Origin of the sequence: Alcanivorax sediminis (assembly GCF_009601165.1) — a bacterium.
Lineage (GTDB): Bacteria > Pseudomonadota > Gammaproteobacteria > Pseudomonadales > Alcanivoracaceae > Alcanivorax > Alcanivorax sediminis.
In genome coordinates this window covers 774,663-801,537 of sequence record NZ_WIRE01000001.1, presented here as the reverse complement: position 1 = coordinate 801,537, position 26,875 = coordinate 774,663, and the positions used below count along the sequence as shown (strand labels likewise).

Below are 26,875 nucleotides of genomic sequence, written 5' to 3'. Positions count from 1 at the left end.
ACCTGCGGTGAAATCGCCTTCAAAGCAGCCGCGAACGCTGGCGATCGCCTTCATGGAAGGCGGCCAGTAATGACCAGCCGAGAAAGGCGGTGCAGGTGGTCAGGTAATCGCGAATCAGGAATTGCACCAACGCCACATCCACGGATGGGTCGACGTTTTCAAATCGGCACGCCACCACTTCTGGTGCATCCCGGGTCTTGCTGTCATCACTGACAACGATCTGCAGACTGGCCGCGCGGGCATTCCACTCACACAACAGATAGCGGGAGTCATCGCGTACATTACGGTCGAGCAGCGCCACGGCTTTTTCCAGCGCCGCCTCCAAACCGTCCTTGATGGCCTGCTCATCGCCCCCCCGGCAAACAAGGCTGTGTACCGTCTTGCCGTTTCCGCCTGCGTCAGGCGACAGTTGTGTCCAGTCCTGCGTCATATCGTTTCCATCTCTGCTTTCCTGATTTCTGCGTGCTTGGCCAGACGCGCCCGCGCCGCGTGCAGCTTCTTATAGCTGTCGATGAGGCGCAGATGCTTGTCCAACCCTTCCAGCTGCATGTTGGTGGGCGTCAGCCCCGGGAAGCGCACTGTGCCTTCCACCGCACCGACCACCTGCGCCATGGTCTCTTCGCCAAACATGCGATTCAGGTTATAGAGGAAGTCTTCCAGCTCCAGCTCCTCGTCCAACGCAATTTCCAGCACCGCGTTCATGGCCCGGTAAAACAAGCCTCGCTCCACCGTGTTGTCGTTGTACTGCAGGAACATATCCACCAGCTCGCTGGCTTCCTCCAGACGCCCCAGCGCCAGCAGTACCAGCAGCTTCAACTCCAGCACGGTGAGCTGACCCCACACCGTGTTCTCGTCAAACTCGATACCGATCAGGGTAATGATGTCGGTGTAGTTATCGATCTGGCTGTCTTCCAGTCGCGCCACCAGTGCATTCAGCTCGTCATCACTGAGGCGATGCAGGTTGAGAATGTCCTCGCGGTAATCCAGCGCCTTGTTGGTGTTGTCCCAGATCAGGTCTTCCACCGGGTACACCTCGGAAAAGTCCGGCACCAGAATCCGGCACGCCGGGGCACCCAGTTGGTCATGCACCGCCACATACACTTCCTTGCCCTGCTCGGCGAGGATACCGAACAACGTCTGCGCTTCTTCATCGGTGGTTCCGGAAAAATCCCAGTCCACAAACTCATAGTCCGCTGCCGAACTGAAGAAGCGCCAGGAAATCACCCCCGTGGAATCAATAAAGTGCTCCACGAAGTTATTCGGCTCAGACACTTCCATGCTGTTGAAAGTGGGCGGCGGTACATCGTTGAGACCTTCAAAGCTGCGCCCCTGCAACAGCTCGGTAAGGCTGCGCTCCAGCGCCACATGGAAGCTGGGGTGCGCGCCGAAGGAAGCAAACACGCCACCGGTGCGGGGATTCATCAAGGTCACACACATCACCGGGAATTCCCCGCCCAGCGAGGCATCCTTCACCAGCACCGGGAAGCCCTGGGCTTCCAGCGCCTTGATCCCCTCAACGATCTCCGGGTAGCGGGCCAGCACATCTTCCGGCACATCCGGCAGCACGATCTCCTGTTCGATGATGTATTTCTTCACCGCCCGCTCGAAGATCTCCGAGAGACACTGCACCTCGGCTTCCGCCAGCGTGTTACCGGCACTCATGCCGTTACTGAGGAACAGGTTCTCGATCAGATTGGACGGGAAGTACACCGTCTCACCGTCGGACTGGCGCACGAACGGCAGCGAGCAAATGCCGCGATCCACCCGGCCGGAATTGGTGTCGATCAGGTTGGAGGCGCCCAGCTCGCCGTCCGGGTTATAGATGGCGCGGGTATGCTCATCCAGAATCTCCGTGGGCAGGCTGTCATTGGGCCCGGGCTTGAACCACTTTTCATTGGGGTAGTGAACGAACGCGCTATTGGCGATCTCCTCGCCAAAGAACTGGTCGTTGTAGAAGAAGTTGCAGCTTAACCGCTCGATGAATTCACCCAACGCGGAACACAGCGCACTTTCCTTGGTCGCCCCCTTACCGTTGGTGAAGCACATGGGCGAAGCCGCATCACGGACATGCAGCGACCAGACATGGGGCACGATATTGCGCCAGGATGACACCTCAATCTTCATGCCCAGGTCTTCGAGAATCCCGGTCATGGTGGCGATGGTCTCTTCCAGCGGCCGGTCCTTGCCCTCAATCAGGGTGCGAGCCGTCTCGTCCGGGTTCACCGTCAACAGCGCCTGGGCATCCTCGTCCAGGCTCTCCACGGCATTGATCTGGAAGTCCGGCCCGGTCTGCACCACCTTCTTCACCGTACAGCGATCGATAGCGCGCAGTATGCCAGTGCGATCCTTGTCGGAGAGATCCTCCGGCAGCTCCACATTGATACGGAAGATCTGGTTGTAGCGGTTTTCCGGGTCGACGATATTGTTCTGCGACAGGCGGATATTATCCGTGGGGATATCCCGGGTGTTGCAGTACACCTTCACGAAATAGGCGGCACACAACGCAGACGACGCCAAAAAGTAGTCGAACGGGCCGGGGGCCGAGCCATCGCCCTTGTAGCGAATGGGCTGGTCCGCGATCACCGTGAAGTCGTCGAATTTGGCTTCCAGACGCAGGTTGTCGAGAAAGTTGACCTTGATTTCCATGGGGCACTGCCGGGTTGGAGAGTGGGGGTTTCCGGGCGCCATTATCCCTGTTTTGGGGCGCGACGTCTGCCGGGCATCCATTACCGGATCGAGCCCGAGCCTCCCGGCTTGATCCACACAACGGCAGCACTGCTTAAAGTTTACCCAACCCTGCGATTCCCCCCTATACTTGCCCTCAATATCAAAACGACATTATTTGGGGGGAATCCATGAAAATGAAGATACAGCACCTTGCCACTCTGGCGCTTCTCGGCGCATCCGGCCTGACCATGGCAGACGAGGTAATCCAGGACGATCTGATCGTTTCCGGGGGCGCACCTTTCTCATCCGGCAGTGCCTGTATTGGCGCGGACTGCATTGAAGGCGAAGAATTCGGGTTTGATGTCCTGAAACTCAAGAGCGCCTCTCCACAGATCTACTTTAATGACACCAGTAACTCTGCCTCATTTCCCAGCACAGATTGGCGAGTAGGCGTGACCGATGGTGCGTCCTCCCTGCCGGCCGCCTTCTTCATCATGAACGCCACCAGCAGTACTTATACCCTGCAGATCAGCCCGGAAGGTGATGTGGCTCTGGGCGCCGGAGCAGTATCCGTAGCCGATGCCGTTTCCGTGGGCGCGCCGGGCAGCGAACGCCGCATTACCCACGTCGCTGATGGCATCGACGACACTGATGCCGTCACGGTTGGTCAGTTCAATACCTATGCCGCCAGCGTGGACACCACCGCCATGGATGCCAGCATTGCCAAACTACAGGATCGCATCAATGACCTCTCTGCACGCCTGAGCGTACTGGCTGAAGAAGAGTAAGGCGGAGAAACGACATGAAAAAAAGCATCCTGTTACTGGGTTTAATCCCAGCCATTGTCAGTGCGGACCAGGTGTACAATGATGACCTGATCGTCGCGGGCAACACCTGCGTGGGGATTGACTGCTCCTTAGACCAACCCTTCCCTCATTCCCCTCTCGAACTGAAAGAAAACAACCTCCGCCTGCGCTTACTGGATACCGACTCGCCAGTGGAAGTCATCAACACTATTGGTCCCGACTACACCCGCGCACCAGCCGAACTGGGCCATAGCTGGAGCCTGGTGGCCAACGATTCGGCTAATGGTGGTCCTGGCTACTTTGCCTTCGAGCAATATAGCGATCCAGCCCCAAGACTCAGTGACGGCACCGCCATTGATTACAACTGCACCAACACCGTCACGGGTGTTCCGATATCCGGTGAAGCCAATAAAGATGATATGACTGTCACTATCGTGGGCACTATCCCCGAGGGACTGAATTGGGAAGATCAGTGGTGCGCCTTTCACAACGAGGCCATTGTTCGCAACGGCGTTCGCTTTACCGTTGGCAGCACCGCAACCAACGGCGGCGTCAGCATCGGTTTTGGTAGCGAATATGCAGAAGGGACCGTCAGCGTCGGCAACGACAGCAAACTGCGTCGCTTGGCCAATCTGGCAGAAGCACTGGATGACGTGGACGTGCTGACCGTGGCACAGATGGATGTCTACGCTGAGCAAAAGGCCGCACTGGCCAAGCTGAATGCCAAGCTCGATCAGATTGAGACGGTTGTTCGCGCCATGGAGAACCCTCGCTCCGGCGGCAGCCTGCCCGCAGGGCTGCTTGCCACTGTTGCCATGCTGTTGATGTGGCGGCGGCGAGTTTAAGAGAACCGGGAAGCATCAAAAAGGGCAGCTACGCTGCCCTTTTTATTGATACACCCTATGCCCATCAGCAGGCTCAAAAGAGTCACGGCGCCTCTACGCGACAGCGGCCCAGCGACGAATCCTCCAATGCCTTACACAAGGCCACCACATCCGCACTGTGATACTCACTGGAGATCAACTCCCCCGGAATCAACCCTTCATCCCAACGGGTCGCCATCACAAAATAGCTATCAGGAACATCCGCGTCCGGAAACACCTCTATCACCGCCCGTGTCTGGTGAATAAAGAGGTTGCGCAAAGCCTTGTCGCAACGGTAGCGATGGCCCTCCCCCGCAGCATGACACTCATAACCGCTTGCCCGAAGAGTATGTTCAATCGATGCGAACAGGTTCTCCTGACGCTCAGCAGGCGCCTCGATCACCCGAATCGCATCTCCTGCTACATTGGTACAACCCACAAGCACCGAGGACACCCCCAGCAACACAACCAATCCGCCTCGAAACCGCAACGCATTCTCCCTATTACCAATCCACTTCAAGTGCCGTTAACGATAACCCGCTTGCTCGTAAAGCTTGTCCTTGTAACGCCCCAATACAACATCAAGCTCCGGCCGCATCATGAGCTGACCATTTACATCAATGACGGGCAGGTCATAGCGTGCCGTGGAGATATCTGATGCCTGCATCCTTGAATGCAGAAGATCCGCCACGCTCCTCTCATCAACAATGAAATACTGATAATTCGCCCCGGTACTTTCCAGTTCCCACTCTCACTCAAGGCAACATATCCATCAGCCAGGGCCATCTCTTTCAACCTCAAAATCAACCCAAACGCCAGCACCATCGTCACCATCACCGTGCTCAATCTTGTCATAGTCAAAGCGATAACCCTGGGCCGTCATGAAGAAGGAACAGTAAGCATTAATGAAACCTTCCGGAAAAACCACACCTGCATCTTCTATCCGCGTGATCGCCAAAGGCACCCCCTCTACAGGAAGCTGTAGGTCGCCCTCCATAACGCCACGCAAAAACGGCGTGCAACATCCAGCCAGGTCATAGGGATCATCATTCAGTGACAACAACAACTCAGACAGAACTGTCGCCTCTCGCCTTAACCTGACGAGATCAATCTCAGACAGCCTCCCCCAATCATCAACCCGGACCCACTTTCGGATTAATTTCGCTTCAGTCATAGACTGGCCAAGCTCAAAGCAGGGCCCATTGCCTCACAGTTGATCAACGGAATCGGGACGCACAACAAGCCGCCTCACCCTAAAAAACAGTGCAAACAAGACCGCAGGGACAATCAACATGATGCTCACGGGGAGCATCCCCACAACCACCAACACCGAAACCATCAAAAAAGCCACTGCGATGATGCCCATCAGAACCCCCGTTCTCCGGTCATACGCCAGTGAAATCCCACAATGCGGGCATCTGTACTCTTGATGCTCGAACTTGTACCAGACAGCTCTTTTGGGAATAGCTGATATAAAGCGCTCCCCTGTAATTTTCTGGTAACAGGAAGGGCAGTGGATCTTGTTATTCATGTCAACGCCAGCGCTGTGGATTGATTGGATTACCCATCGCCTCACCAAAGATGATGACAAATCTAAAACCATGATCCGGGACCAGAGACCATGGCACACCTAAACCACAGCAGCAGGAAAAGCTGAGACACAACGTTAAGTTTTTTCGACTTCCCGATCTTGTTAAAGTTTTAGCCGATAACCGTCGGTGGCAAATAAATTGTGAATTCATTTATAGGCTCGATTAATACGCTGTAGGGTGAGGTTTGCTCCGACTCCTCAACAATTCCGAGTTTAGATAAAAGCTTGAAATTGGCTGACTCTAACTGTGCCGGCCTGACTTCTAGTGCCTTATGCCAGACTCGATATGTCCCGAGCTTTCCATCTCTACGGTAATAGAAGCCTGCCAATGGATGTGTCAAGTAGACCAAGGCCGACTCAGCGTCAGGGAACCCGGGGAAATTGAACCGATCGGTTTCCGACTGGATCAAGCTAACTGTAGCCTCTGCCCACCTTGAGGCAGTTTGCATGTGATATTTATCATAAAGGCCAGAGAATTCGTTTATAGCGCAATCAAACTTCACTTTTCCCGAATGCCAAGGAAGGTTCCATAAATATCTTGGCACTACCAGTGTTAATGAATCCAGAGTCGTACCGAGGAACCATACACAGCGCTCGCCGGTTTCGGTGTCTATTATGTAAATTCGATAGTTAGTCTGCCCCATCGTGAATTTGGGAAAAGGGAAAACTGCTGAAGTAAAATCAACATCGATGAAGGGCACCACTGATATTAGTCCCATTTCCTGGCCGTCGATTTCGACTGCATCCAACTGAAAGCGCTCAGGGAAAATACCCTTAAATCTGCTTGACGGTACCGCGTACGTAATAATTGAAAAATGTTTCAGTCTGCATAAAACGTCTATGCCTTGCGGCTTTGGTCTTTCTATCAAATAGTCTTTTATCTTTCGTGATTCTTGCACGATACTTCCCTGAAGTTTAACCCCCGGCACATGTGCCGATTTGGAACCGTAAAGCGGCGAAAAAACGGCCGCGATGATGTCGATTGTTATAACCTGTACCGGTAACAAACTTCATCAACATTGCAGATTGACGCCTCTTCATTTTTTTCGGTTCGAAAATGCCAGGAAAACCCGAGGAACGGATCTTGTACTGGAGGGATAATAATCCAGCCTCCATTCTCAAAATGGAGCTCTAGCGAATTATCGTCTCTTAAAGTCCACTGTTGAACGAGCGAATTCATTGAATGGGTTAAAACCAACGCGGCCAAGGTATCGTTCGCGTTGGCTCCTTTAGCCTCAAGGTCTATCGGTGGCTTATTGATCGATGCCCACCACCGCTCTGAATCTGGAACCAAAATTTCCGAAGCTGATAATTTGTTTGTATCTAGATCCTTTGAAACAAAGTCAACGTCCCAGTACGTATACCCATACTTGAACAAATTGACGTGCGCACCATCCAGCACTGAGTGCAAATCCTCAAGAACCCTATCTCTATCATGTGAAAACAGAAATTTAGTCATGCGCTTCGAGTTGGTTACGCCGCGCTCTGCCGCTTGTCGGCAGTAGTGCCTTGTTATGCTTCATCTGCTTCAGCAGGCTTAGAATCTGAGGCTTCTTGAATAGCCCGACGAAGACCTTTAGCCAGAAAAAATACCCCTGAAATGCTTGAAATATAGGCAAAGTAGTATATATACATTCCTATAGCTGTTTCGTTTCCTAGGCCCAAAACACCTTTCAAGAACCCTGCAACCATCGGTATCAAAACCATAAAAAGGAGCGCGCTCTTAAGCAGCTTTTTCCCTTTCGCTCCAGATGCATTAGCGATCCCATTGATAGTAATCACCAGGTACACGCTAGCCCCGAACAAAGCTGCTGTTATCAAACCATTTATCAGTTGCATTTCTACCCCGCTAAATTCATGCATAACGCTTGACGCAGTAGACCAGTGGAGCGAGGAACGAGCGTAACTAGGTCCGACTGCCGCCACTTGTTATGTAAATTTTAACTTCGACCGAACTAGACTCACCACTGCGGCAACGTAGCACGGGATAAGGAGGACAACGAACAGACCCGCATCACCTCTTACACCAACCCCACCCCAACTTAGCCCTGAATCCGTATAGGCCGGCCCAATGAAAAAAATCATGGCAAAACCACCGATAAAACTAACCGGCACGCCCCCATGGCCACCAAGAAGCAAGGTTGGGGCGATAAAGGTTGCTGTTATGCCTGCCCTTGATGCTGCAAAAAACCAAAATTTACGTTTTATGAAGCCTTCGTTTTGGAGCAAGCCCCTTTGAAATAGAAGACCCAAAAGAAGAGGAACGGCCCACACGAAGATAACTTTAACGAAATCCACTCCCCCTCCTTATACATAACGCCAAGCTAAACGGACTAATTGAGTGCAGCGAAATTTGATCCGCTGCAATTTCTTGTTAGGTACTTAATGCCTAACTCCCCAGCCGCCAAAGTCGCACCCGAAATCACCGCCAATCACTATCATATTGAGACACCATCGATTGGCAAAGTCTTCAGTAAGAGTCAGATTTGGCCGCAAACCTTGCAAGATGAACGTTCCCTCACTGTTTTTTGAGGCTTTAGTTATATACTCGTATTTTTCTTTTAGATGATGATGTAGTTCAGATATTGATTCCAAAACGTCAGATATAAAGTAGTATTCAGCTTCGACCTCATCTCCTATTTTAAATCCAGAGGAAACCAGTTTGCTCACCACGATCGAGTTCATCTCTTTGTGCGAATCATAAAGCACCTTTTCGTGATCATTTAGCTGACTTTCCAGATCAGACATTCTTCCTCCTTCATGTACCTAACGCCCGGCGCAGCAGGCAAATTGGAGCGACGAAGGAGCGGAAATTTGGTCTGCCTGCCGCCGCTCGTTAGGTGACTCCACCGCTCTCTCCATTGTCTCTTTTCATCTTGAATATCACGGATAGGATGAACCACGCCACTACATAGCTCGGAGCATATAAGAGACTCCCGAAAATGACTCCCTGCATTGGGTGCCAGCCGCCTTGATAAGACGAGAGAGCCAAATACCCGAGCACCAAGAAACCAACCAGGAGCAATATGGTGTGCACTAAAGCCTTTTTCCTTTGAACGATTCTCATCAAGTCAAAGACCCAAAGAGCAACCGGAACAAAGATCATAACGACAAGAATTTCCGTGCCCATAATTCACCTAACGCTTTGCAGCGTGCGCGCCCGTGGAATGGAGCCGAAGGCGCAATGTAAAGGGCGTCGCCGTGCCTGCACTTGTTAAGCGCGACCTACGGCGATAATTGCTCACGCGCTTCCATTAACGCGAATCCCAATAGATTAGCGCCCTTCCACAAGTTTGGGTTTTCACAGGCCGGGTCATCTTCGGCCAGGCCGATACCCCAAATTTTGTCCACTGGGCTTGCTTCGACGAGCACCCGGTTTCCAGTGTTAAGTAAAAATTCTTTCAGTTCCGGGTTGCAGCTGAATTTTGCTAAGTTACCCGAAACCACGATTTCAAAGCGACAATAGTCCCATTTTTCTTGATTGAAGCCCTTAACCTCACGACCAATAGCTTTTGCTTCTCCGGGATTACTCGCGGCTAGAAGTCTTTCTGCAGCATCGCAATCACCAAAAAGTAACGCTTTGCGATACATCATGTAATGCTCCGCTGTCATGAAACTTTTGCCTTCGCATTCAAATGGCGCATCATACCACTGACTAAAGCAACTTTTTGATACGCCAGTCTTTGGTTTTTTGTGCCCCCAGAAAAATACATACTTCACTCTGTTTCCGTGATTTACGTATTCCGCCAGCTCTTCTCTATTTCTGATTTTCAATTCTACTCCGTGACTAACTTGGGCGCTTAACGCCCGGCACAGCGGGCAAATTGAAGCGAGGAACGAGCGGAAATTTGATCCGCTTGCTGCCGCTTGTTAGGGGAGTTGCCGCTCGATTTGATCCCAAACCGGATCGAGACCAATCTCGAACTCATACCACAGATCCTGAGTCCAACCCGCTCCCGCACCGTCGCTAAACTGGCCAGATGTATACTCCATAAGCTTTCTGACTTGCTTTTCATCAAGCTCTGAATCTACGTTGTACCTAGCACATATCCAAAGCTTCCCTGCTTTCGTTTTGAAATGGAGAATCCCATCCTGTACCCCAGCTTCTTTCAGACCATTAGCATCATGACTATCGGACAAATACTGGGATAATTCACAGTCTGGATCTTCATTTTCTCGGCCAGAGAGGGCTTCGATAACACTATCCGGAATTTGAATCTCTTTATTATTTTCATCAACCGCTTCCATTGGAGCACAGAATTCAATGAGCATTTCTTCCCCCTAACGCTGCGGACACGCGCTTGTCGCGTGCTCTGCCTTGTTATGACCCGTACCGCATATCACAGGCCCATTGAACTGATGTGATCCCAGTAACATTGCTTTCATTTGACCACCCCTCAGCCTCGTCATTTATATCGCCCGAAATTGTCCAACCTCTACCGAGTGCTTGCCCTGCCGCAATAACCTCTACTACGTGGTCATTCCAGGTGGCGGCACGGCCTGCGGCTACGAGGGATATAACGTAGCCGCCTTTGTGATATGGATCGATCGCATGATCCACAACATTCAGGAAGAAGCTATTTCTTAGCTTTGAAAATACTACGCCAGCATTTTTCTCATTCTTAGCGTCGCACCAAAATTTCCAGTGAGATTTCATGGCTTCTCAGTCATAACGCCCGCCTCAGCCGCCGAAGGTCGGCATGCAGGCCCTTGTTATAGGTATTTTTTGATGCCAATTCTTTCATCGTATTCATGCTTTTTGTGATCGGGTGTTAAATTGCGCTGGTAGCGTAATGAATACCCTCCAGATAAATCTCCTGAATCAGTAAGAATGTACCAATCCATCAATGATTCTTCAGGAAGCTTTATCCATTGCCCTACTTCTAACCACGTAAACTCTTCCGGTAGTTCGAATGGCCTTGCGAAGCAATAACCATCTTCAAAGAAGGGATGCATTAACCATAAGAATGCTCCTTCATCGGAACCTTGCGCTTCAGGTATAAAAAACTTCACGGACGCAAAAGAGTCATCAGGCAAGCTTTCCAAGGCGACCTTGAAATCATTTAGTGTTGCCTGCGCCTTTTTAATAGTTTGTCGATAGTCATCACTATTTGAGTCAACAGCCATGAATTTTGGTTCTTCAGCTTCTTCCATGCTTCTTACCTATAACAGCGTATTCAGTCGAACGGTTCGACATATCTTTTATCGACATATTTCTGGACCAGAAATACATTATTCCAAAGAAAAAATTCAACGCCTCAATAGGTTGCAGTACAAACAGCAACCGTTCTCATCCGGCAAAACTCGAATCGTTCGACATAATTCCGGCACGGTCGTACTGTTCCGCTTATTTGGATTCGAATTAAATCACTCTATATCAATCAGTTAGCATTTTCTGTAAGCCATATCTTACACGCCATACACTTCCATCTGTTGAGCACGGCTTTTGCCATTACTATGGCATTACTCTTTCGTGCCGATTCTGGTTTTGGTTTTTCCTTCCTGCGATCAGGTTTCGTCTGCAGGCATACCCTGACGATCACTACGGGCCCTGCGGATGGTTATCCCAACAGGACGCCCCCTGATTTTGACTTTCCTCATGGCTGGCAGCTCAAAGCTCGTAGCTGACGCTTTCCCAGGCATAAAAAAACGCGGCTGAAGCCGCGTTTTATTTCGAACCCGAAAAGAGTTACCGACCGAGAATGTCCCGGGAGATAATTTCCTTCATGATTTCGCTGGTACCACCGTAGATGCGCTGGATACGGGCATCCACGTAGTCGCGTGAGATCGGGTATTCCTGCATGTAGCCGTAGCCTCCGAACAGCTGCAGACACTTGTCTGCCACCACACCCTGAAGCTCGGTGGTGGTGAGTTTGGCAATGGAGGCGTTGGTGGTGCTCAGCTCGCCCTTGTCGTACTCGGCGGTGCACTGGGTGCAGAACGCCTTGTTGATCTGGGTCTGGGCGTGCAGGTCAGCCAGCACGTAGCGGGTGTTCTGGAACTTGCTGATGGGCTGGCCGAAGGCCATGCGCTCCTGGGTGTATTCGATGGTGCGCTCAATCATGCCTTCGCAGGCTGCGACCGCACCCAGGGCCAGGATCAGGCGCTCACGGGGCAGCTCGTTCATGAGGTTGGCAAAGCCTTTGCCTTCGCCACCGAGAATCTGATCGGCACCGATTTTTACGTCCTGGAAGAACAGCTCGGAGGTGTCAGCGGCGTGGTGACCCATTTTTTCCAGGTTACGACCACGGGAGAAGCCCGGCAGGCTGCAGTCCACGGTGAACAGGGTCATGCCCTTGGAGCCGGCATTGGGGTCAGTCTTGGTGGCGAGCACAATCAGGTCACAGTGCTGGCCGTTGGTGATGAAGGTTTTCTGGCCGTTGATGCTGTAGCCATCGCCATCTTTGTCGGCACGGGTTTTCATGCCCTGCAGGTCGGAACCGGCACCCGGCTCGGTCATGCCGATAGCGCCTACGGCTTCACCGGACACCATCTTCGGCAACCAGGTCTGCTTCTGCTCTTCTGTACCCAGATGCAGGATGTAGGGGGCAACGATGTCGGAGTGCACGGAAATGTTGGAGGCCAGAGCGCCGTAACCGGCACGGGAGGCTTCTTCCACGATCACTGCGGAGAGGGTAAAGGTGGCACCAAAGCCGCCGTATTCTTCCGGCACGTCCACACACAGCAGGCCGTTCTCGCCCAGCTTGTTCCACAGCTCGCGGGGGAACTTCTCGTCCTTTTCCCACTGGTTGTAGTAGGGCGCCACTTCGTTTTCGAGGAATTTCTTGACGTTGTCGCGGAACAGATCGATTTCGTTTTGATCAAGCATACTGGCTCATCCTGTTGGTCATTAACGTGCACGGGGCAGCCCGTGCCGGCGAAACTATGGCCAACATTCTAGCGACAAGCGGTGAGGGTCACATCAACAAGGGTGACTCTCCGGTCTTTTGTATACCTTCTCCGTCAGTGACCTGTCAGTCTGAGACCGACAGGTCGCCCGGGCATCAGGCTGGCTCGATGCTCACCGGGGTCTTGAGGGAGTTGGCCACAAAACAGTTGCGGTGCGCACTGTCATGCAGTTTCTGCAGCGCCGGACCATCCAGGTCTGCATCGTCGAACACCACTTTCGGGCGCAGGGTGATACTGGTGATCGCCACTCTCCCCTCGCTGTTCTTTTCTACCTTGCCGGAGGGGCGATCAATGTAGCTCAACACCTTGATTCCACGCTTGGCGGCGATGGCCAGGAACGTGAGCATGTGGCAGCTGGACGTGGCAGCCACCACGGCCTCGTCCGGGTTGACCTTGTTGCCGCAGCCAAAGAAGTCCGGTGAGGCCGACGCCTGCACCACTTCACCACCACTGAGGGTCCATTCGTGGTCGCGATTGAAGGATTCATAGTCGAAAGGGGTATCCGGTTTCAGGTGCCAGGCAACCGTAGCTCCGTACTCACTCATTGCTTGCTTCCTTTTTCCAACGATGACTGAACATTAACCATGATCCGGAAAGGCGGGAAAGGCAACTCAACCATCGTCGATCTTGATGACCGTCAAGGTTTGGAGGGTAGGTGGCAATGCGGGAAGGGCTGGTTATGAGTTTCGAGGAGCGAGTTTCGAAGACCAAAAGCAAAACCTGGCCATACCAGCGGGCTTTGCCTTTCGTAACTCGCTTCTCATTACTCGCCTCTTCTGGGCAGCCTACTCGCCGCTCTGCTCCGGCTTGAGCAGACAACGCTCCACCTGGTCCAACACCCGTGTGCTATACAGCAGCGCCACATGACCCAGGTACGGCACATGCACATTCTCTTCTGCACCATGCAGAACCGCGGTGGAAACAGGCAGGACGAAGTTATCCAGGTTGGAAAAAATGGAAAAATAACGCGCGCCCCCCGGACAGGTTTCCCCGGTGGCCAGCTCCCGGATAAAGGGGCTCTGGTAGCGCATTTGGGCGGCCGCTCCCAGGGGCGGGAACAACGCCGCAACACGGGAGCCATAGTGAGGGCTACCCAGCGTGATCACCCGATCAACCTTGCCGGCGAGCCCCAGGTTCTTCAGGGCATAGCGCGTCAGTGGGCCGCCCATGGAATGGCAAACCAGGTGCGCCTTTTCGGCGCCGGTGGATTGCAGGATACGCCCCACATGATCCACAACCTGTTGCGACAGCTTGCGGGCATTGATATGCGGCGGGGTATAACTCACCGAATACACGTTGGACCAACCGCGCCATTTCAAACGCCACTGCATCATTAAAAAATTGGCGCTATTGCCGCCATAGCCATGCACCAGAATCACGGGCACTTCCCCATGGTGGCGGGTGCGTGCCGGGGTGGCGTCGTGAATCAGACGCAATGGATAGCTGTATACCATCAGGGTTAACGACAGCGCTTCCTTGAGGATGCCCATCACTGCAGGTAGCCGTGCCATGGGAGGCTCTCCCGGCAGCACTGCCAGTTCCGGAAAATTACGTCGCTCGAAGTACCAGCACAAATACAACCCGAGTGTTAGCGATACAGTAACCAACGCCACCATGACCAGCAGCAGAACAATCAGACTCATGACGCTTTCGCCTTTTAAAAGCCAGCAATAACAGTATCAGTAACCCGGACAAAAGCGCGCCGAATGACAGGACTGCCAGAAAGGAAAAATAATGTCACATCAGCTCCTGGCGCTGTAGCCAGTCGATGCAATAACCCACCGCTTCGTCCATCTTGTCCTGCTGGCCGAAGTAGTAATGGTTGGCGCCTTTTACTTCGTGCCGCTCGGCTTGTCCGGCTGCAAAGCATTCGTAGAGTCGCTGGGTATGGCTGGGGGTGCAGGCATTGTCGGCGCTGTTGCCGATCACCAGCGCCGGAATCTTGATGCGCCTGGCGCAGGCCGGGCCATTGGCGCGGGAATCGTCGAAGCTCCACTGGCTCAGCCAGCCACGCAGGGTGTTGAAGCGAGCCAGCGCCACGGGGCCGTTGTTCACGGTGCGCGGGTCCCCCAGATAACAGGTGCCCGGCGCCCGATCGTTGGGATCCTGGGCCGGATCCAGCCAGCGCACGTCGCACATGGTGCGATGCACCACAAAGCCAAACTCTTCGCTGTTCAGGCCACGACGGCGAAAGTCTTCCAGCTTGCTTTTTACCCAATCGGTAATGCGACGGTTACGATCGATCTGGGCCTGGCGGAAGCGCGCCACGAAGTCATCACTGTAGGGCGGCTGGTTGGGGCAATCCGGGTGGTAAATATCCAGCTCCCGATCCCGGTCTTCCGGGTTATTCTCGTCTTTCACCGACGGGTCCAGCCACTCAGTCATGGTGATGGCGCGGGACACATGGGCAGCCAGCAACATGATGCCATCGGCCGGAATCAGCTTCTGGGCCACCAGATCATAGGGATCGCCGGCGGGGGTTTCGGTAATCTGCGGGTCTTCCGCTTCTGCCTGGTACATCAGACTGAGAGAGCCACCGCCGGACCAGCCACCCAGCACCACTTTTTCGTAGCCCAGCTTCTCTTTGGCATAGCGCACGCAGGCACCCAGATCTGCCACGACCTTTTCCATCAACAGGGCACTGTCGGCACCGCGATAACGGCTGTTGCAGTAGATGACGGACAGACCGGCCTTGGCCAGCGCCGACACCATGGGCAGATAGGCGCCGCCGCCCACCGGGTGCATGAACACAACGACGGTCTTGCCGGGGCCACTTTTCGGGGTCAACAGGTGTGCTTCCAGCGTCACCAGATCCATCGGCCCGGCATAAGTGTCCTTGAACTTGGACTGCTCGGTAAAGGCAATTAAATGAGGCGTGCGATCGTAATGCTTGCTCATGTTCAGGCGTCCTTCGATTGTTCTTGTTGTGCGTCCTTTCCGTTTTCCATGGCGGCCTTCACCCGGGAAAAGTCGGTCTTGCTGGTGTCGATACCACGCATGTCCAGCGCCGCGCCAAACAACGCTTCTTTCCGGGCGCGGGTTCTTTCCGTCCAGGCCTTGAGGGCGTCATGGGCCTTGGCTGCATCGGCTGCCACCACCTTGTCGTAGCTTGGGTCACGCACGGTGATCTCCAGCGGAATGCCGTTGGGGTCGACAAAATAGATGGAATGAATGAACTCGTGGTCCACGGGGCCGAAGCAGGGTCGCCCCGCCTTGTTGATGCGTCGGCGCCATTCCTTGAGCTCTTCCATGGTGTCCACCTCAAAGGCCAGATGCAGATCGAACGCATGGCGCGGGCGGAATTGCATTTCGTCGGCACTGTCCGGCGCATCAAAGAAGGCGATGAAGTTGTCGTCGCCCATCTGGAAGAACAGGTGCATGTAATCCACTTTGCGGCCGGTCCCCGGTTCTTCATCAAACTCCATGGCCAGGGTCAGCGGCAGGCCCAGCACATCTTCATAAAACCAGCGGGTCTGTTCTGCATCGCGACAGCGATAGGCACCGTGATGCACGTGCTTGAGCATGGCGAGAGGGGTCGGGCTGCTCATGGTTTGCTCCTGTTTATTGTTCGTATTCGGGATACTCCTTGGAGGCACATTGTTGTCACAGGAATCGTCTGAATTGAAAACCGAAACTACCAAGAACTTGTCAGTTCTGACCACTCGCGCCAGCGCTTGCACAATGGCACACTGAGCAACCTTTTTACGGGCAGGACAAACCTCAATGAGCGACAAGGCCATCATCAACGAAGTCGGGCTGCGCGACGGGCTGCAGAATCAGCCGATCACGGTGGATACCGATACCAAGGCGCGTCTGGCGCAACTGCTGGTGGATGCCGGGATGCGTTACCTGGAGCCGGTGAGCTTTGTGAGCCCCAAGGCCATTCCGCAGATGGCCGATGCCGCCGCCCTGACCCCCCTGCTGCCCAAGGGTGATGACCTGCACGCCCCTCTACACTACACAGCCCTGGTCCCCAACCTGAAGGGCTATCAGCTGGCTAAAGAAGCCGGCTACCCCACCGTGGCTCTGGTGCTGTCCACCACGAATTCCTTCAACGAACGCAACCTGCGCATGAGCCTGGAACAGGCGGCGCAAAGCTGCGAAGCCATCATCGCCGCCGCCAAAGCCGATGGCATTGCTACACGCACCTATATCTCCGGGGCCTTTGCCTGCCCCTACGACGGCCCGGTGCCCGTGGCCCTGTCGCAGCAACTGGCCGAACGCATGTTTGCGGCCGGATCGGACGAAGTGGCCATCGCCGACACCATTGGTGCCGGCAACCCCCAACAGATGAAAGACATCATGGCGCCGCTGATCCGCGAATTCGGCGCCGAAAAATTCTATGTACACCTTCACGACACCCGTGGTCTGGCCGCGGCCATGGCCTGGGCCGCAGCGGATCTGGGTGTGCGTCGCTTTGATGCTTCTGTGGGCGGCCTGGGGGGTTGCCCATTCGCCCCCGGCGCCACTGGCAACATGGCCACTGAGGATCTGGTTTACCTGCTGGAGAGTGCCGGACTGGATACGGGTATCGACGTGGAGAAGCTGCGCGCCGCGGTGGCGTTGGCTCAGGAAGCCACCCAACGACCACTGGGAGGACGCATCCTCAGCTGGATGGAATCGCAGGAAAAACAGGGCAAGACGCCCTGCCTGTGGTAATGGCTCTGACTGGTCCGCGTTGAGAGTGGGCCGGGCTGGCGAGTTTCGAGTTTCGAAATGCAAAACTGGAGGTGGCTCGTACTGCAAACCTGTTGGTGATTTTCGTTACTCGAAACTCGTAACTCGCCGCTGCCCAACGTTCGCACAAACCGGCTCTTTCGCTGTTCGTAGCTCGTAGCGCAATACTGCCCTTCAGCTGTCCGCTTCCGCCACCAGCAGCAAACCGCGCAGAATCATGGCGACCGACGCGACCACGTCGGCCCGTGGCGCCTGGTAGTCGCTGAGCAGCCAATCCAGTGTTACCTGGCTCACCGAGCCCACCACCCCCAGCGCCACCCGGTGTACCAGGCCCGCATCCTGATTACTGATCCAGTCGGGATGGATACCCTGCATCAGGGATTTCAGCAGCGACGCAAAGTTCTGCACCGTCTGGTTGTAGAGTGCATCGACCCTGGGACTGACCCCCATGATTTCCTGCCACACCACCCGTGCCACCCGCGCGTCTTCCACGGCAGCGAAAAAGGCATCCAGGCCTGTGTTGATCAGTGCCTGGTTATCCCCTTTGGGTTGAACCGCCAGCACCGCAGTGAGGATGTGCTGCTGGATCTCCGCCACCTGCTTTTCGTACACCACCACCAGCAAATCTTCCATGGAGTGGAAAGAGGCATAGAAATAGCGGTCCGTCAGCCCCGCCGTCTTGCACAGCTTGCGCATGGTAGTCGCGCGGTAGCCCACCGTACCAAACAACTCCAGCCCGGCGTCCAGAAACGCCTGGTAGCGACGCCTGGCGCGGACTTCAGGTGATTCACCGCCATAGGTGCGGCCCCGGGATGATTTACGTCGTGTCGTTGTCATGGGCCTATTTGACGACAGACAACATCAGATGTAAAGTGACGACAACTGACATCAGATTGTGCAGCACTCACTTCCCCTGCACACAGAACAAGATACCGAGACATCGCCATGAAATATGCCGACACCAACCGCTACGCCGTGCCTGCTGACAAGGTCCTGAAGGCCTTCACGGATCCGGATTTTTTCCTTCGCAAATATCAGGCCCAGGGCGCAGAAGACATTCAGCAGCTGCACCATGAGCAGAACGGCAACCACTTTTCCATCACCTTTACCCGCACAGTGGCGGTAGGCGTGAAACTGCCGGGCTTCGCCAGCAAGCATGTGCCGGATCGCATCACATTGATCCAGACCGACCGCTGGGATCTGGATGCCCGTCGCGGCACCCTGGATATCCGTTTTGACGGCATGCCGGCCACCGTAAAGTGCCAGATGCAGTTATCCGACCACGGTGAGGCCACCGAGCATGGGCTGGAGTTCGAAATCGCAGTGAAGGTGCCATTGATTGGCAAGAAGCTGGAAAAACTGTTGGCGGATGGCCTGCAGAAAACCTTCCAGCGGGATTCCGGTATCGCTGCGGAACTGCTGGCCAGTTACTGACTGGCCAGCAGCACAGCGCAGCCTCAGGCGGTCACGACAACCGTTTCAACCCGCAGTGCCCGCACGCCGTTTCCGCCAGTCTCACGGGTGGCGTAAAGCGCCTGGTCAGCGGTACGCAGGAGGTCGTCCATGTCCGGCTGCGGCGGCTCCTCATCAGGCAGCAGCGCCGCTACGCCGATACTCAGGCTGAGCGGCTGCGGAACTCCGTCCAGACCAGCCACACCTTGAAGGCAGCGATCCGCCATCTGCAGTGCGCTGTTGATGCCACTCTCCGGTAGCACCGCCATGAACACATCTGCACTGTAACGCCCCACTTCACCGCGCTTGCCAATGACGGATTTCAGGCAATCCGCCACTGCTACCAGCAGGGCATCTCCCTCGCTGTGCCCGAAGGTCTCATTGATACCCCGGAAGCCATCCACTTCCATCAGCAAGCAGGCCAACGGCTCACCACTACGCAGGGAGCTGCCATGGGCATGGCGCAGGTGCTCCATCATCACCGTGCGGTTACTTAGCCCGGTGAGGCTGTCGATGCGAGCCAGCTGGGCCAGCTCCTGATTCAACTGCTCCAGCTCATCCCGGTTTTCCAACAGCGCCGACTCGGCGTCTCGTTGCGCGGAGATATCCTTGATCTGGGACAGAAAACAGCGCGGCGAACCGTCCGCGTTACGGACAATGGAGACCGCCAGTAGCGCCCATACCAGCTCGCCATTGCGGTGAAAGTAGCGCTTCTGCATCCAGTACTGGTTCTTGTCACCACACAGCAACGACTGCACGTGAGCCAGATCCGTATGCAGGTCATCCGGGTGGGTGATGGTCTGGAAATCCATGGCCAGCAGTTCCTGGCTGGAGTAACCAAGCAGGTCACAGACCGCATCGTTGACCCGCAACCAGTGCCCATCGGGCGCCACAATCGCCATGGGGATGGCCGCGTGCTGGAAGGCCGCCTCGAACAGTGCCTCACTGGCTTCCCGGGCACTGTGACTCTGCGCCTGGCTGTGGCGCAGCTGGTCCTGTTCCAGCGCATGACTGAGGCTCTGGGCCATCAATTCAATAAATTCCAGCTCCTCCACCGTAAACGGCTCGGCCCGAACCCCGGTAGCACTGAAATTAAGCGTGCCGGCAATCTTATCGCCCACACGCAGTGGCGTGCCGATATAGGACTCCAGCTGCATGCCCTGGTAAACCGGGTGGGTGCGCATTTCTTCCAGTGCGCCCACATGATGCAAGGCCACGGTGCCACGCTTGGTGACCACCGCCTGGCAGTAGGTATCCCCCAGCGGGAACACATCCCCCTGCTTGATCAGATCACCGCCACCGGAGACGGCAGACACGGTATACCGATCCTGCTCAATCTGGCTGACGATGCCGGTGGAGAGGCCCAGTAGCTCACAGCCACTGTCCAGGTAGGCCTGGAACAGAGCGGACAGATCCGTCCGGTCCAGTAACGATAGTTGATGTAGCGTGCGCATACTGGTCACGCTGAAATCCCGCAGATCATCCACTGTGCGGTTCCTGACAGGTCCATTGATAGAAAAGTCACTTTACTGGCTGTCGGGCAGCCGGAAAATGCGACGGAAAGAGGATATGCATATCGCCCATCGCCTGTCAGCTACCGTTCAGGCGATTTGCGGTGGTGCTGAGCCCTGATTATCTCTTGCCAGCCACCCTGACGGGCAAAGCGCCAGCCAGGGGTCAGTGCAGCTGAAACAGGATCTGCAGCAACTGAATGCCCAGCAGGACAAACAGCGGGCTGAGATCAAAGCCGCCCATGGGCGGCAGCAGCTTGCGTACCGGCGCCATGATGGGCTCGGTGATCTGGACAATAATTCGTACCACCGGGTTATAGGGATCCGGCGCCACCCAGCTGAGAATCACCCGCACCAGCACCGCCCAGAATACATAGTTCAACAGCACGCTGGCCAGTTCGCGCAGGGCATAAATCACCAGCTGGGGACCAATCCCTGCGGGGAAACCACCTACCTGAATCCCGAGGATCACCAGTGCCTTGAGGATGATCAGAATGACCACCAACACCAGCGACGCCACATCCAGGCCGCCATATCCGGGAACAATGCGACGCAACGGGGTCAGCAGGGGATTGGTTGCCTTAAGCACAAACTGGGAAATCGGGTTATAAAAATCTGCCCGCGCCAGCTGCAGCACAAATCGAGTCAGCACAATAAAGATATAGGCACTGAAGGCAAAATCGAGCAGGTAGATCAGGGCACCCTGGGGGTTCATGGATTACTCCGTTGGTCGCAACAGGGGAAGAGTTTGGGGCAAGGGGGGCAAATTTCAAAGGGGGGGCAAAAAACAGTAACGAGAAGCGAGTAACGAGTTGCGAAAAGCAAGACCCGCTTCGGGGTTCGCTTCTCGTAACTCGCACCTCGCAACTTGTTTTAACCGGCCAGCTCTTCCGACCGTTCCCGTGCCGCGGCGACGGCTGCCTGGACGTGCTCGCGGAAGCCGGCTTCTTCAAACACGTTCAGGGCGGCGGCGGTGGTGCCGCCGGGGCTGGTGACCTGCTTGCGCAGCACGTCCGGCCCTACTTCGCTGGTGATGGCCAGCTGGGCAGAGCCCCAGGCGGTCTGCAGCACCATCTGGCGCGCGGTGGCGGCATCCAGCCCCTGGGCCTTGGCGGCTTCGATAAGGGATTCCATCAGCAGGAAAAAGTAGGCCGGGCCGGAGCCGGATACCGCGGTGACAGCATCCAGTTCCTTTTCTTCCTCGAACCAGAAGGTCAGGCCCACGGAGCCGAGGATGTCCTTGGCCATGGTCTTTTGCTCATCACTGACGCCGTCAGCGGCGAACAGCCCGGTAGCACCGGCCTGAACCAGGGACGGGGTGTTCGGCATGCAACGCACCACCGGCGTTTCACCGAGCCAGGTTTTCAGGTTGGCCACGGTGATGCCGGCCGCGATGGAAATCACCAGCGGCTGACGGTCTGCAATCAGATCGCGCAGATCTTCACATACCTGCTGCATCATCTGCGGTTTCACCGCCAGCACCAGCACGTCGACGCGGTTCAGCACATCACGGTTATCCGTGGTGACATGAACCCGGTGCAGCTGGGCTACCTCATCCAGGCGATCCTGCGACGGGTCGCTCATCCAGATGCGGGCCGGGCGAATTCCTTTCGCCACCATGCCACCGGCCAGGCTGGTCGCCATGTTGCCGGCACCGATAAAACCGATCAGTTGCTGTGCCATAACTGCTGTGTCCTTTGGTTGTCGCCCATGCGACACGCCGGGCTAGCGGGGCGGACGGGGGCCAAACAGGGCCGTACCCAGTCTGACCACGGTGGCGCCCTCTTCGATGGCCACCCCGTAATCCGCACTCATGCCCATGGAGAGCGTGTCGAGGCCGGGCATTGTATTGCGCAATTGTGACAGTGTCATGGCGAGCTGTCGGAAAGCGCTCCGGCTGGCGTCATCACTGTCCGCACGGGGGATGGCCATCAGGCCGCGCAGGGCCAGATTGGGCAGCGCCGCCACCCCGGCGGCGAGCTCGGCTACGTCCGCCAGCGGCACCCCGCTTTTGCTCTCTTCATCGTCCACATTGACCTGAATACAGACATTCAGCGGCGGCAACCCCTCGGGCCGCTGCTCACTGAGCCGCCGGGCGATCTTGAGACGATCCACGGAGTGCACCCAGTCGAAACGGGCGGCGATATCACGGGTCTTGTTGGACTGGATGGGCCCGATGAAGTGCCAGACCAGATCACGCCCTGCCAGGGCGTCCATCTTGTCCAGTGCTTCCTGCAGGTAGTTCTCGCCAAAATCCCGCTGTCCCTGGTCCGCCAGAGCGGCCAGTTCCGGCGCAGTGCGGGTCTTGCTCACCGCCAACAAGGTCACCGAATCCGTCCCCCGGCCGGCGCGCTGGCAGGCAGCGGCAATGTCCTCGCGGATCGTCTTCAGGGGGCTATCAGCGTCTTGCATGGGGGGCTCTACCTTGTCATTTGGCGCAGTGGCCGTCCGGCGGCGCTTTCCTACCGAAGGCGAATTCCCACTGCAGTTCCTTGAACGCCTGAAAAGCTCGGGTTACTTTAAGGCGCATTAAGACGATATTCTGAGACTGCCGGCGCGCCGACGGTCCACATAATAACCCTACATAATAACGGAAGAGGGCGCTCACCGTACCCTGTTCCACAACGCACAATAACGCCAGAAGACACCATGGATATTACCGAGCTGCTCGCCTTCAGCGCCAAGAATGGCGCGTCTGACCTCCACCTCTCCGCAGGCCTGCCCCCCATGATTCGGGTGGACGGCGATGTACGCCGCATCAATCTGCCCGCCATGGAGCACAAGGAAGTTCACGCGCTGATCTACGACATCATGAATGACAAGCAGCGCAAGGATTTCGAGGAGTTCTTCGAAACCGATTTTTCCTTTGAGGTGCCCGGTGTGGCCCGTTTCCGGGTGAATGCCTTTAACCACAACCGCGGTGCGGGTGCGGTATTCCGGACCATTCCTTCCAAGGTACTGACCATGGAAGACCTGGGCATGGGCAAGGTGTTCCAGAAAGTCTCCGAATTCCCCCGTGGCATTGTGCTGGTGACCGGGCCGACCGGTTCCGGTAAATCCACTACCCTGGCGGCCATGCTCGACTACATCAACAACACCCGTTACGAGCACATCCTCACCATTGAGGATCCCATCGAATTTGTACACGAATCCAAGAAGTGCCTGGTGAACCAGCGGGAAGTCCACCGTGACACCCTGGGCTTCTCCGAAGCACTGCGCTCCGCCCTCCGGGAAGACCCCGATATCATCCTGGTAGGTGAGATGCGGGATCTGGAAACCATCCGCCTGGCGTTGACGGCGGCCGAAACCGGCCACCTGGTGTTCGGCACCCTGCACACCACCTCCGCCGCCAAGACCATTGACCGGGTGGTAGACGTATTCCCCGCCGAAGAAAAGTCCATGGTCCGCTCCATGCTGTCGGAATCCCTGCAGGCGGTTATTTCCCAGACCCTGATGAAGAAGAACGGCGGTGGCCGGGTGGCGGCCCACGAAATCATGATCGGTACTCCGGCGATCCGGAACCTGATCCGCGAAGACAAGGTGGCGCAGATGTACTCGGCTATCCAGACCGGTGGTGCGCTGGGCATGCAGACACTGGACCAATGTCTGCAAGGGCTGGTACAGAAGGGGCTGGTGGCCCGCGATGTGGCCCGCGAAAAAGCCAAGTCTCCGGATTCCATCTGATCAGGCTGGATACGAACAATAACCGCCCCGGGCTGATGCCCGGGCAGGCAGGCAAGTAACATGGAATTTGAAGAGCTTCTCAAGATCATGGTGCAAAAGGGCGGGTCCGACCTGTTCATCACCGCCGGTGTGCCACCCAGCATGAAAATCCACGGCAAGATCCTGCCGGTAACCAAGAACGCCCTGACCCCGGACATGACCCGGGATATTGTGTTCGGTGTGATGACCGAAAAGCAGCGCAAGGAATTCGTCGAAAAGCACGAGTGCAACTTCGCCATTTCCGCCCGTGGCATCGGTCGCTTCCGGGTGTCCGCCTTCTATCAGCGCAACCTGGTGGCCATGGTGCTGCGCCGCATTGAAACCAAGATTCCGAATGTGGACGACCTGCGTCTGCCGCCCGTGATCAAGGAACTGGCCATGACCAAGCGTGGCCTGGTGATCTTCGTGGGCGCCACCGGTACCGGTAAGTCCACCTCGCTGGCCTCCATGATCGGCCACCGTAACAAGAACTCGAAGGGCCACATCATCACCATCGAGGACCCCATCGAATTCATCCACCAGCATCAGGGCTGTATCGTCACCCAGCGTGAAGTGGGTATCGATACAGACAGCTTCGATGTGGCATTGAAAAACACCCTGCGTCAGGCGCCAGATGTGATCCTGATCGGTGAGATCCGGACCCGGGAAACCATGGACAAGGCCATCGCCTTTGCCGAAACCGGCCACCTGTGTCTGGCCACCCTGCACGCCAACAACGCCAACCAGGCGCTGGATCGGATCATGCACTTCTTCCCCGCGGACATGCACGACCAGCTGTGGATGGACCTGTCCCTGAACATGAAAGGCATTGTCGCCCAGCAGCTCATCCCGACCCCGGACGGCAAGGGTCGCCGAGCCGCCATTGAGGTATTGCTGGGTACCCCGCTGGTGCAGGATCACATCCGCAAGGGTGAAGTGCACATGCTCAAGGAGCTGATGAAAAAGTCCCGCGAGCAGGGCATGCAGACCTTCGACCAGGCCCTTTATGACCTCTACACCGCTGGCGAAATCACCTATGAAGACGCCATGCTCCATGCGGACTCCCCCAACGATCTGCGTCTGATGATCAAGCTCGGCAACGAAACCGATGCATCCAGTCTGGATGTGGCGACCCGGGGATTGAGCATCGAGGACACTGAATAGAGCAGTTAATAGTGAATAGCTACGCGGGATGGCATGTTGCCAGACCGCATGAATAGAGGCCGCGACCAGGCGATTGGGCGCGGCCTCTTTCGTTTTATACGTCAGGGGATTGCTGTAGGAGTTCCGCTTGAGGGACGAACCGGGCGCCAGCAAGGTACACCCACCCCAGAACCAAGCACACCCCCTCAGTAAACTCCGCAACCTCTGTGGTAAAAATCGCCTTTGGCCCCGGCCGTTTCCCACGCCATGGCCCTTAAAACGGCGAGCTCTATGCTTCGAACGGGATCGATTTCCGCCGAACGGAATTCGGCCACTGTTCGAGGGCCCCGTTTTTATTGCAAAATGAAGGCATGAATCTGAATTCCATCATTACTGACAGCCCCACCACCGACAGCGACCATTTCATTTCCGGGATCGGGCTGGCTCAGCTTTATTACGGCGCCGAACTACTGGGGCTACCCGCTGCTGACATCCTGCAACGTTGCGGGCTGGATCCGGCTACCTCACTGCAACCCATGGCACGGGTGGCCACCTGGCAGGCGGAGATGTTTCTGCAGGAACTCCTGCTCAGCAGCCAGGATGAATTGCTGGGGCTGCATATCGGCCAGCAGATGATGCCGGCCATCTTCAACACCATGACCAACCTGGCGTTCAGCGCGGCCAGCTTGCGTGAGGCCCTGACCTTTACCACCAAGTATCAGGCCCTGATCGGTGGTAATTCGGGTGGCTTTCATCTGGAGCACCGTGACAACGGCAACCTGGTGCTCACTGCCTCCATGGTCACCCAGCAACCGGTACTGCGCCGTCACCTGATGACCAACCTGATATTGCTCGGCACCTCCATGGTGCGGTTCATTACCGGCCAGCCGAACATGACTGCCTGCCGGGTGCAGCTGGAACACACGCCGGTCAACGAGGAAGAGCAGGCGATTCTCGAAAGCATATTGCTGTGCCCGGTCACCTTCGGTGCGTCCTGCAATCAGGTGGAGCTGGATGCCCATACGCTGAACCTGCCCATCAATGTATTCAACGATCAGCGCCTGGTACAGGCCGAAGCCGCAGCACGTCAGCAGCTTGAAGAGGTGGAAAAGCAGCAGGATCTGGCCGGGCAACTGCGCTGGCTGGCGCGGGACCTGATGCTCAGCGGCCTGCCCCGCCGCAAGACCGTGGCCGATCGTCTCGGGGTGAGCCTGCGCACCCTGGATCGCCGTATGGCCGAGCAAGGCCTGTCGTGGCAAGAGCTGCTGGATGAAACCCGCCAGCAGCTGGCCCAGGATTATCTGAAGATCACCGACATGACGGTGGCGGACATCAGCCAGCGGCTGGGCTTCTCGGATACCCGCTCCTTTCAGCGCCGCTTCCAGCAATGGACCGGGCTGTCACCCTCCAAATACCGCGAATCGCTCTAGCGAGCATGCACTTGACCGGGCGGCAAGATTTGCCGCCCCGTTGACCCAATCGGTCGGTGCCTCTCTGACAGCCCGCAATGAACAATAGCCGGCTACCTGAAGCCCTCGGGTAGCCACGCAGACT

Annotated in this window: 31 protein-coding genes; 7 read left to right on the top strand and 24 right to left on the bottom strand. The window is 56.0% G+C overall.

The features are described 5' to 3' along the window. Positions 1-19 precede the first annotated feature (19 nt). The gene (locus GFN93_RS03470) at positions 20-430 is read right to left on the bottom strand and encodes a hypothetical protein (protein WP_153499015.1); all 411 of its coding nucleotides are present in this window, start codon (positions 428-430) and stop codon (positions 20-22) included. After that, positions 427-2,646 (bottom strand): OsmC domain/YcaO domain-containing protein, encoded by a 2,220-nt coding sequence (locus GFN93_RS03465; RefSeq protein ID WP_153499014.1) that lies wholly within the window; start codon positions 2,644-2,646, stop codon positions 427-429. Before GFN93_RS03465 ends, GFN93_RS03470 begins: the two co-directional genes overlap by 4 nt. Positions 2,647-2,855: 209 nt before the next feature. Between GFN93_RS03465 and GFN93_RS17525 the strand changes: the two genes are divergently transcribed. Together GFN93_RS17525 and GFN93_RS03455 are read left to right on the top strand one after the other, a co-directional pair. After that, positions 2,856-3,455, top strand: a complete 600-nt coding sequence (locus tag GFN93_RS17525) for a hypothetical protein (protein WP_153499013.1) — start codon at positions 2,856-2,858, stop codon at positions 3,453-3,455. 14 nt (positions 3,456-3,469) lie between these two features. After that, positions 3,470-4,318: a hypothetical protein gene (locus tag GFN93_RS03455; protein ID WP_153499012.1), complete on the top strand. Its 849-nt coding sequence runs from the start codon at positions 3,470-3,472 to the stop codon at positions 4,316-4,318. An 82-nt stretch (positions 4,319-4,400) separates the two neighbouring features. Here GFN93_RS03455 and GFN93_RS03450 read toward each other — a convergent pair whose 3' ends face one another. The 17 genes from GFN93_RS03450 to GFN93_RS03370 all read right to left on the bottom strand — a co-directional run bounded on the left by GFN93_RS03450 (position 4,401) and on the right by GFN93_RS03370 (position 16,384). After that, a complete protein-coding gene (locus GFN93_RS03450) occupies positions 4,401-4,802 on the bottom strand; it encodes a hypothetical protein (protein ID WP_153499011.1) in 402 nt (133 codons plus the stop codon). Between the two features lie 60 nt (positions 4,803-4,862). Then, entirely contained in the window at positions 4,863-5,027 is a 165-nt protein-coding gene (locus GFN93_RS03445; protein ID WP_153499010.1) for a hypothetical protein, read from the bottom strand. A gap of 81 nt (positions 5,028-5,108) precedes the next feature. Beyond that, positions 5,109-5,510, bottom strand: a complete 402-nt coding sequence (locus GFN93_RS03440; protein ID WP_153499009.1) for a hypothetical protein — start codon at positions 5,508-5,510, stop codon at positions 5,109-5,111. A 33-nt stretch (positions 5,511-5,543) separates the two neighbouring features. Further along, positions 5,544-5,867 carry a hypothetical protein gene (locus GFN93_RS03435; protein ID WP_153499008.1) on the bottom strand — a complete coding sequence of 108 codons (324 nt, stop codon included), beginning with the start codon at positions 5,865-5,867 and terminating at the stop codon, positions 5,544-5,546. A 170-nt stretch (positions 5,868-6,037) separates the two neighbouring features. Next, positions 6,038-6,826 (bottom strand): DUF2071 domain-containing protein, encoded by a 789-nt coding sequence (locus GFN93_RS03430; RefSeq protein WP_328594196.1) that lies wholly within the window; start codon positions 6,824-6,826, stop codon positions 6,038-6,040. A 613-nt stretch (positions 6,827-7,439) separates the two neighbouring features. After that, the gene (locus tag GFN93_RS03425) at positions 7,440-7,766 is read right to left on the bottom strand and encodes a hypothetical protein (protein ID WP_153499007.1); all 327 of its coding nucleotides are present in this window, start codon (positions 7,764-7,766) and stop codon (positions 7,440-7,442) included. A 90-nt stretch (positions 7,767-7,856) separates the two neighbouring features. After that, positions 7,857-8,225 (bottom strand): hypothetical protein, encoded by a 369-nt coding sequence (locus GFN93_RS03420; protein ID WP_153499006.1) that lies wholly within the window; start codon positions 8,223-8,225, stop codon positions 7,857-7,859. Between the two features lie 84 nt (positions 8,226-8,309). Continuing rightward, a complete protein-coding gene (locus tag GFN93_RS03415; RefSeq protein ID WP_153499005.1) occupies positions 8,310-8,675 on the bottom strand; it encodes a ribonuclease E inhibitor RraB in 366 nt (121 codons plus the stop codon). 477 nt (positions 8,676-9,152) lie between these two features. Continuing rightward, positions 9,153-9,701, bottom strand: coding sequence for an NADAR family protein (locus GFN93_RS03410; RefSeq protein WP_194285738.1), 549 nt, complete (start codon positions 9,699-9,701; stop codon positions 9,153-9,155). 96 nt (positions 9,702-9,797) lie between these two features. Continuing rightward, complete coding sequence (locus tag GFN93_RS03405; protein ID WP_153499004.1) at positions 9,798-10,199, bottom strand: hypothetical protein; 402 nt, start codon at positions 10,197-10,199, stop codon at positions 9,798-9,800. Between the two features lie 49 nt (positions 10,200-10,248). Next, positions 10,249-10,584, bottom strand: coding sequence for a hypothetical protein (locus GFN93_RS03400; RefSeq protein ID WP_153499003.1), 336 nt, complete (start codon positions 10,582-10,584; stop codon positions 10,249-10,251). Between the two features lie 56 nt (positions 10,585-10,640). After that, positions 10,641-11,081: a DUF2314 domain-containing protein gene (locus GFN93_RS03395; RefSeq protein ID WP_153499002.1), complete on the bottom strand. Its 441-nt coding sequence runs from the start codon at positions 11,079-11,081 to the stop codon at positions 10,641-10,643. A 535-nt stretch (positions 11,082-11,616) separates the two neighbouring features. After that, positions 11,617-12,756 carry an acyl-CoA dehydrogenase family protein gene (locus GFN93_RS03390; RefSeq protein ID WP_153499001.1) on the bottom strand — a complete coding sequence of 380 codons (1,140 nt, stop codon included), beginning with the start codon at positions 12,754-12,756 and terminating at the stop codon, positions 11,617-11,619. A 175-nt stretch (positions 12,757-12,931) separates the two neighbouring features. Further along, positions 12,932-13,381, bottom strand: a complete 450-nt coding sequence (locus GFN93_RS03385) for an OsmC family protein (protein ID WP_153499000.1) — start codon at positions 13,379-13,381, stop codon at positions 12,932-12,934. A gap of 240 nt (positions 13,382-13,621) precedes the next feature. After that, on the bottom strand, positions 13,622-14,479 hold the full coding sequence (locus tag GFN93_RS03380; protein WP_153498999.1) for an esterase/lipase family protein: 858 nt from the start codon (positions 14,477-14,479) through the stop codon (positions 13,622-13,624). A 94-nt stretch (positions 14,480-14,573) separates the two neighbouring features. Next, positions 14,574-15,734 carry an alpha/beta hydrolase gene (locus tag GFN93_RS03375; protein ID WP_153498998.1) on the bottom strand — a complete coding sequence of 387 codons (1,161 nt, stop codon included), beginning with the start codon at positions 15,732-15,734 and terminating at the stop codon, positions 14,574-14,576. A gap of 2 nt (positions 15,735-15,736) precedes the next feature. Next, positions 15,737-16,384, bottom strand: coding sequence for a VOC family protein (locus GFN93_RS03370; protein WP_153498997.1), 648 nt, complete (start codon positions 16,382-16,384; stop codon positions 15,737-15,739). Between the two features lie 175 nt (positions 16,385-16,559). On the opposite strand from GFN93_RS03370, the gene GFN93_RS03365 reads away from it, so the two are divergent. Next, positions 16,560-17,495 carry a hydroxymethylglutaryl-CoA lyase gene (locus GFN93_RS03365; protein WP_153498996.1) on the top strand — a complete coding sequence of 312 codons (936 nt, stop codon included), beginning with the start codon at positions 16,560-16,562 and terminating at the stop codon, positions 17,493-17,495. Positions 17,496-17,687: 192 nt separating this feature from the next. Here GFN93_RS03365 and GFN93_RS03360 read toward each other — a convergent pair whose 3' ends face one another. Continuing rightward, on the bottom strand, positions 17,688-18,350 hold the full coding sequence (locus GFN93_RS03360; protein ID WP_153498995.1) for a TetR/AcrR family transcriptional regulator: 663 nt from the start codon (positions 18,348-18,350) through the stop codon (positions 17,688-17,690). 108 nt (positions 18,351-18,458) lie between these two features. On the opposite strand from GFN93_RS03360, the gene GFN93_RS03355 reads away from it, so the two are divergent. Next, positions 18,459-18,947 carry a DUF2505 domain-containing protein gene (locus GFN93_RS03355; RefSeq protein ID WP_153498994.1) on the top strand — a complete coding sequence of 163 codons (489 nt, stop codon included), beginning with the start codon at positions 18,459-18,461 and terminating at the stop codon, positions 18,945-18,947. Between the two features lie 23 nt (positions 18,948-18,970). Here GFN93_RS03355 and GFN93_RS03350 read toward each other — a convergent pair whose 3' ends face one another. The 4 genes from GFN93_RS03350 to GFN93_RS03335 all read right to left on the bottom strand — a co-directional run bounded on the left by GFN93_RS03350 (position 18,971) and on the right by GFN93_RS03335 (position 22,888). Continuing rightward, entirely contained in the window at positions 18,971-20,452 is a 1,482-nt protein-coding gene (locus tag GFN93_RS03350) for a sensor domain-containing diguanylate cyclase (protein ID WP_328594194.1), read from the bottom strand. Between the two features lie 190 nt (positions 20,453-20,642). Then, entirely contained in the window at positions 20,643-21,191 is a 549-nt protein-coding gene (locus GFN93_RS03345) for a YggT family protein (protein WP_153498993.1), read from the bottom strand. Positions 21,192-21,349: 158 nt separating this feature from the next. Continuing rightward, the gene (gene proC, locus GFN93_RS03340; protein ID WP_153498992.1) at positions 21,350-22,159 is read right to left on the bottom strand and encodes a pyrroline-5-carboxylate reductase; all 810 of its coding nucleotides are present in this window, start codon (positions 22,157-22,159) and stop codon (positions 21,350-21,352) included. A gap of 42 nt (positions 22,160-22,201) precedes the next feature. Next, positions 22,202-22,888: a YggS family pyridoxal phosphate-dependent enzyme gene (locus GFN93_RS03335; RefSeq protein ID WP_153498991.1), complete on the bottom strand. Its 687-nt coding sequence runs from the start codon at positions 22,886-22,888 to the stop codon at positions 22,202-22,204. A 237-nt stretch (positions 22,889-23,125) separates the two neighbouring features. Between GFN93_RS03335 and GFN93_RS03330 the strand changes: the two genes are divergently transcribed. The 3 genes from GFN93_RS03330 (at position 23,126) to GFN93_RS03320 (ending at position 26,751) form a co-directional block, all read left to right on the top strand. Continuing rightward, on the top strand, positions 23,126-24,160 hold the full coding sequence (locus GFN93_RS03330; protein WP_153498990.1) for a type IV pilus twitching motility protein PilT: 1,035 nt from the start codon (positions 23,126-23,128) through the stop codon (positions 24,158-24,160). 60 nt (positions 24,161-24,220) lie between these two features. Continuing rightward, positions 24,221-25,342, top strand: a complete 1,122-nt coding sequence (locus GFN93_RS03325; RefSeq protein ID WP_153498989.1) for a PilT/PilU family type 4a pilus ATPase — start codon at positions 24,221-24,223, stop codon at positions 25,340-25,342. Positions 25,343-25,692: 350 nt separating this feature from the next. Then, positions 25,693-26,751 (top strand): AraC family transcriptional regulator, encoded by a 1,059-nt coding sequence (locus GFN93_RS03320; protein ID WP_153498988.1) that lies wholly within the window; start codon positions 25,693-25,695, stop codon positions 26,749-26,751. Positions 26,752-26,875: the final 124 nt, after the last annotated feature.

Bases quoted from the DNA above. Each gene is read 5' to 3' on its own strand.
- GFN93_RS03335 (WP_153498991.1), bottom strand. From the start codon at position 22,888: ATGCAAGACGCTGATAGCCCCCTGAAGACGATCCGCGAGGACATTGCC.
- GFN93_RS03380 (WP_153498999.1), bottom strand. From the start codon at position 14,479: ATGAGTCTGATTGTTCTGCTGCTGGTCATGGTGGCGTTGGTTACTGTA.
- GFN93_RS03385 (WP_153499000.1), bottom strand. From the start codon at position 13,381: ATGAGTGAGTACGGAGCTACGGTTGCCTGGCACCTGAAACCGGATACC.
- GFN93_RS03320 (WP_153498988.1), top strand. From the start codon at position 25,693: ATGAATCTGAATTCCATCATTACTGACAGCCCCACCACCGACAGCGAC.
- GFN93_RS03370 (WP_153498997.1), bottom strand. From the start codon at position 16,384: ATGAGCAGCCCGACCCCTCTCGCCATGCTCAAGCACGTGCATCACGGT.
- GFN93_RS03425 (WP_153499007.1), bottom strand. From the start codon at position 7,766: ATGCAACTGATAAATGGTTTGATAACAGCAGCTTTGTTCGGGGCTAGC.
- GFN93_RS03405 (WP_153499004.1), bottom strand. From the start codon at position 10,199: ATGCTCATTGAATTCTGTGCTCCAATGGAAGCGGTTGATGAAAATAAT.
- GFN93_RS03395 (WP_153499002.1), bottom strand. From the start codon at position 11,081: ATGGAAGAAGCTGAAGAACCAAAATTCATGGCTGTTGACTCAAATAGT.
- GFN93_RS03435 (WP_153499008.1), bottom strand. From the start codon at position 5,867: ATGAATAACAAGATCCACTGCCCTTCCTGTTACCAGAAAATTACAGGG.
- GFN93_RS03390 (WP_153499001.1), bottom strand. From the start codon at position 12,756: ATGCTTGATCAAAACGAAATCGATCTGTTCCGCGACAACGTCAAGAAA.
- GFN93_RS03365 (WP_153498996.1), top strand. From the start codon at position 16,560: ATGAGCGACAAGGCCATCATCAACGAAGTCGGGCTGCGCGACGGGCTG.
- GFN93_RS03470 (WP_153499015.1), bottom strand. From the start codon at position 430: ATGACGCAGGACTGGACACAACTGTCGCCTGACGCAGGCGGAAACGGC.
- GFN93_RS03415 (WP_153499005.1), bottom strand. From the start codon at position 8,675: ATGTCTGATCTGGAAAGTCAGCTAAATGATCACGAAAAGGTGCTTTAT.
- GFN93_RS03345 (WP_153498993.1), bottom strand. From the start codon at position 21,191: ATGAACCCCCAGGGTGCCCTGATCTACCTGCTCGATTTTGCCTTCAGT.
- GFN93_RS03375 (WP_153498998.1), bottom strand. From the start codon at position 15,734: ATGAGCAAGCATTACGATCGCACGCCTCATTTAATTGCCTTTACCGAG.
- GFN93_RS03455 (WP_153499012.1), top strand. From the start codon at position 3,470: ATGAAAAAAAGCATCCTGTTACTGGGTTTAATCCCAGCCATTGTCAGT.
- GFN93_RS17525 (WP_153499013.1), top strand. From the start codon at position 2,856: ATGAAAATGAAGATACAGCACCTTGCCACTCTGGCGCTTCTCGGCGCA.
- GFN93_RS03400 (WP_153499003.1), bottom strand. From the start codon at position 10,584: ATGAAATCTCACTGGAAATTTTGGTGCGACGCTAAGAATGAGAAAAAT.
- GFN93_RS03330 (WP_153498990.1), top strand. From the start codon at position 23,126: ATGGATATTACCGAGCTGCTCGCCTTCAGCGCCAAGAATGGCGCGTCT.
- GFN93_RS03325 (WP_153498989.1), top strand. From the start codon at position 24,221: ATGGAATTTGAAGAGCTTCTCAAGATCATGGTGCAAAAGGGCGGGTCC.
- proC (WP_153498992.1), bottom strand. From the start codon at position 22,159: ATGGCACAGCAACTGATCGGTTTTATCGGTGCCGGCAACATGGCGACC.
- GFN93_RS03355 (WP_153498994.1), top strand. From the start codon at position 18,459: ATGAAATATGCCGACACCAACCGCTACGCCGTGCCTGCTGACAAGGTC.
- GFN93_RS03440 (WP_153499009.1), bottom strand. From the start codon at position 5,510: ATGACTGAAGCGAAATTAATCCGAAAGTGGGTCCGGGTTGATGATTGG.
- GFN93_RS03465 (WP_153499014.1), bottom strand. From the start codon at position 2,646: ATGGAAATCAAGGTCAACTTTCTCGACAACCTGCGTCTGGAAGCCAAA.
- GFN93_RS03360 (WP_153498995.1), bottom strand. From the start codon at position 18,350: ATGACAACGACACGACGTAAATCATCCCGGGGCCGCACCTATGGCGGT.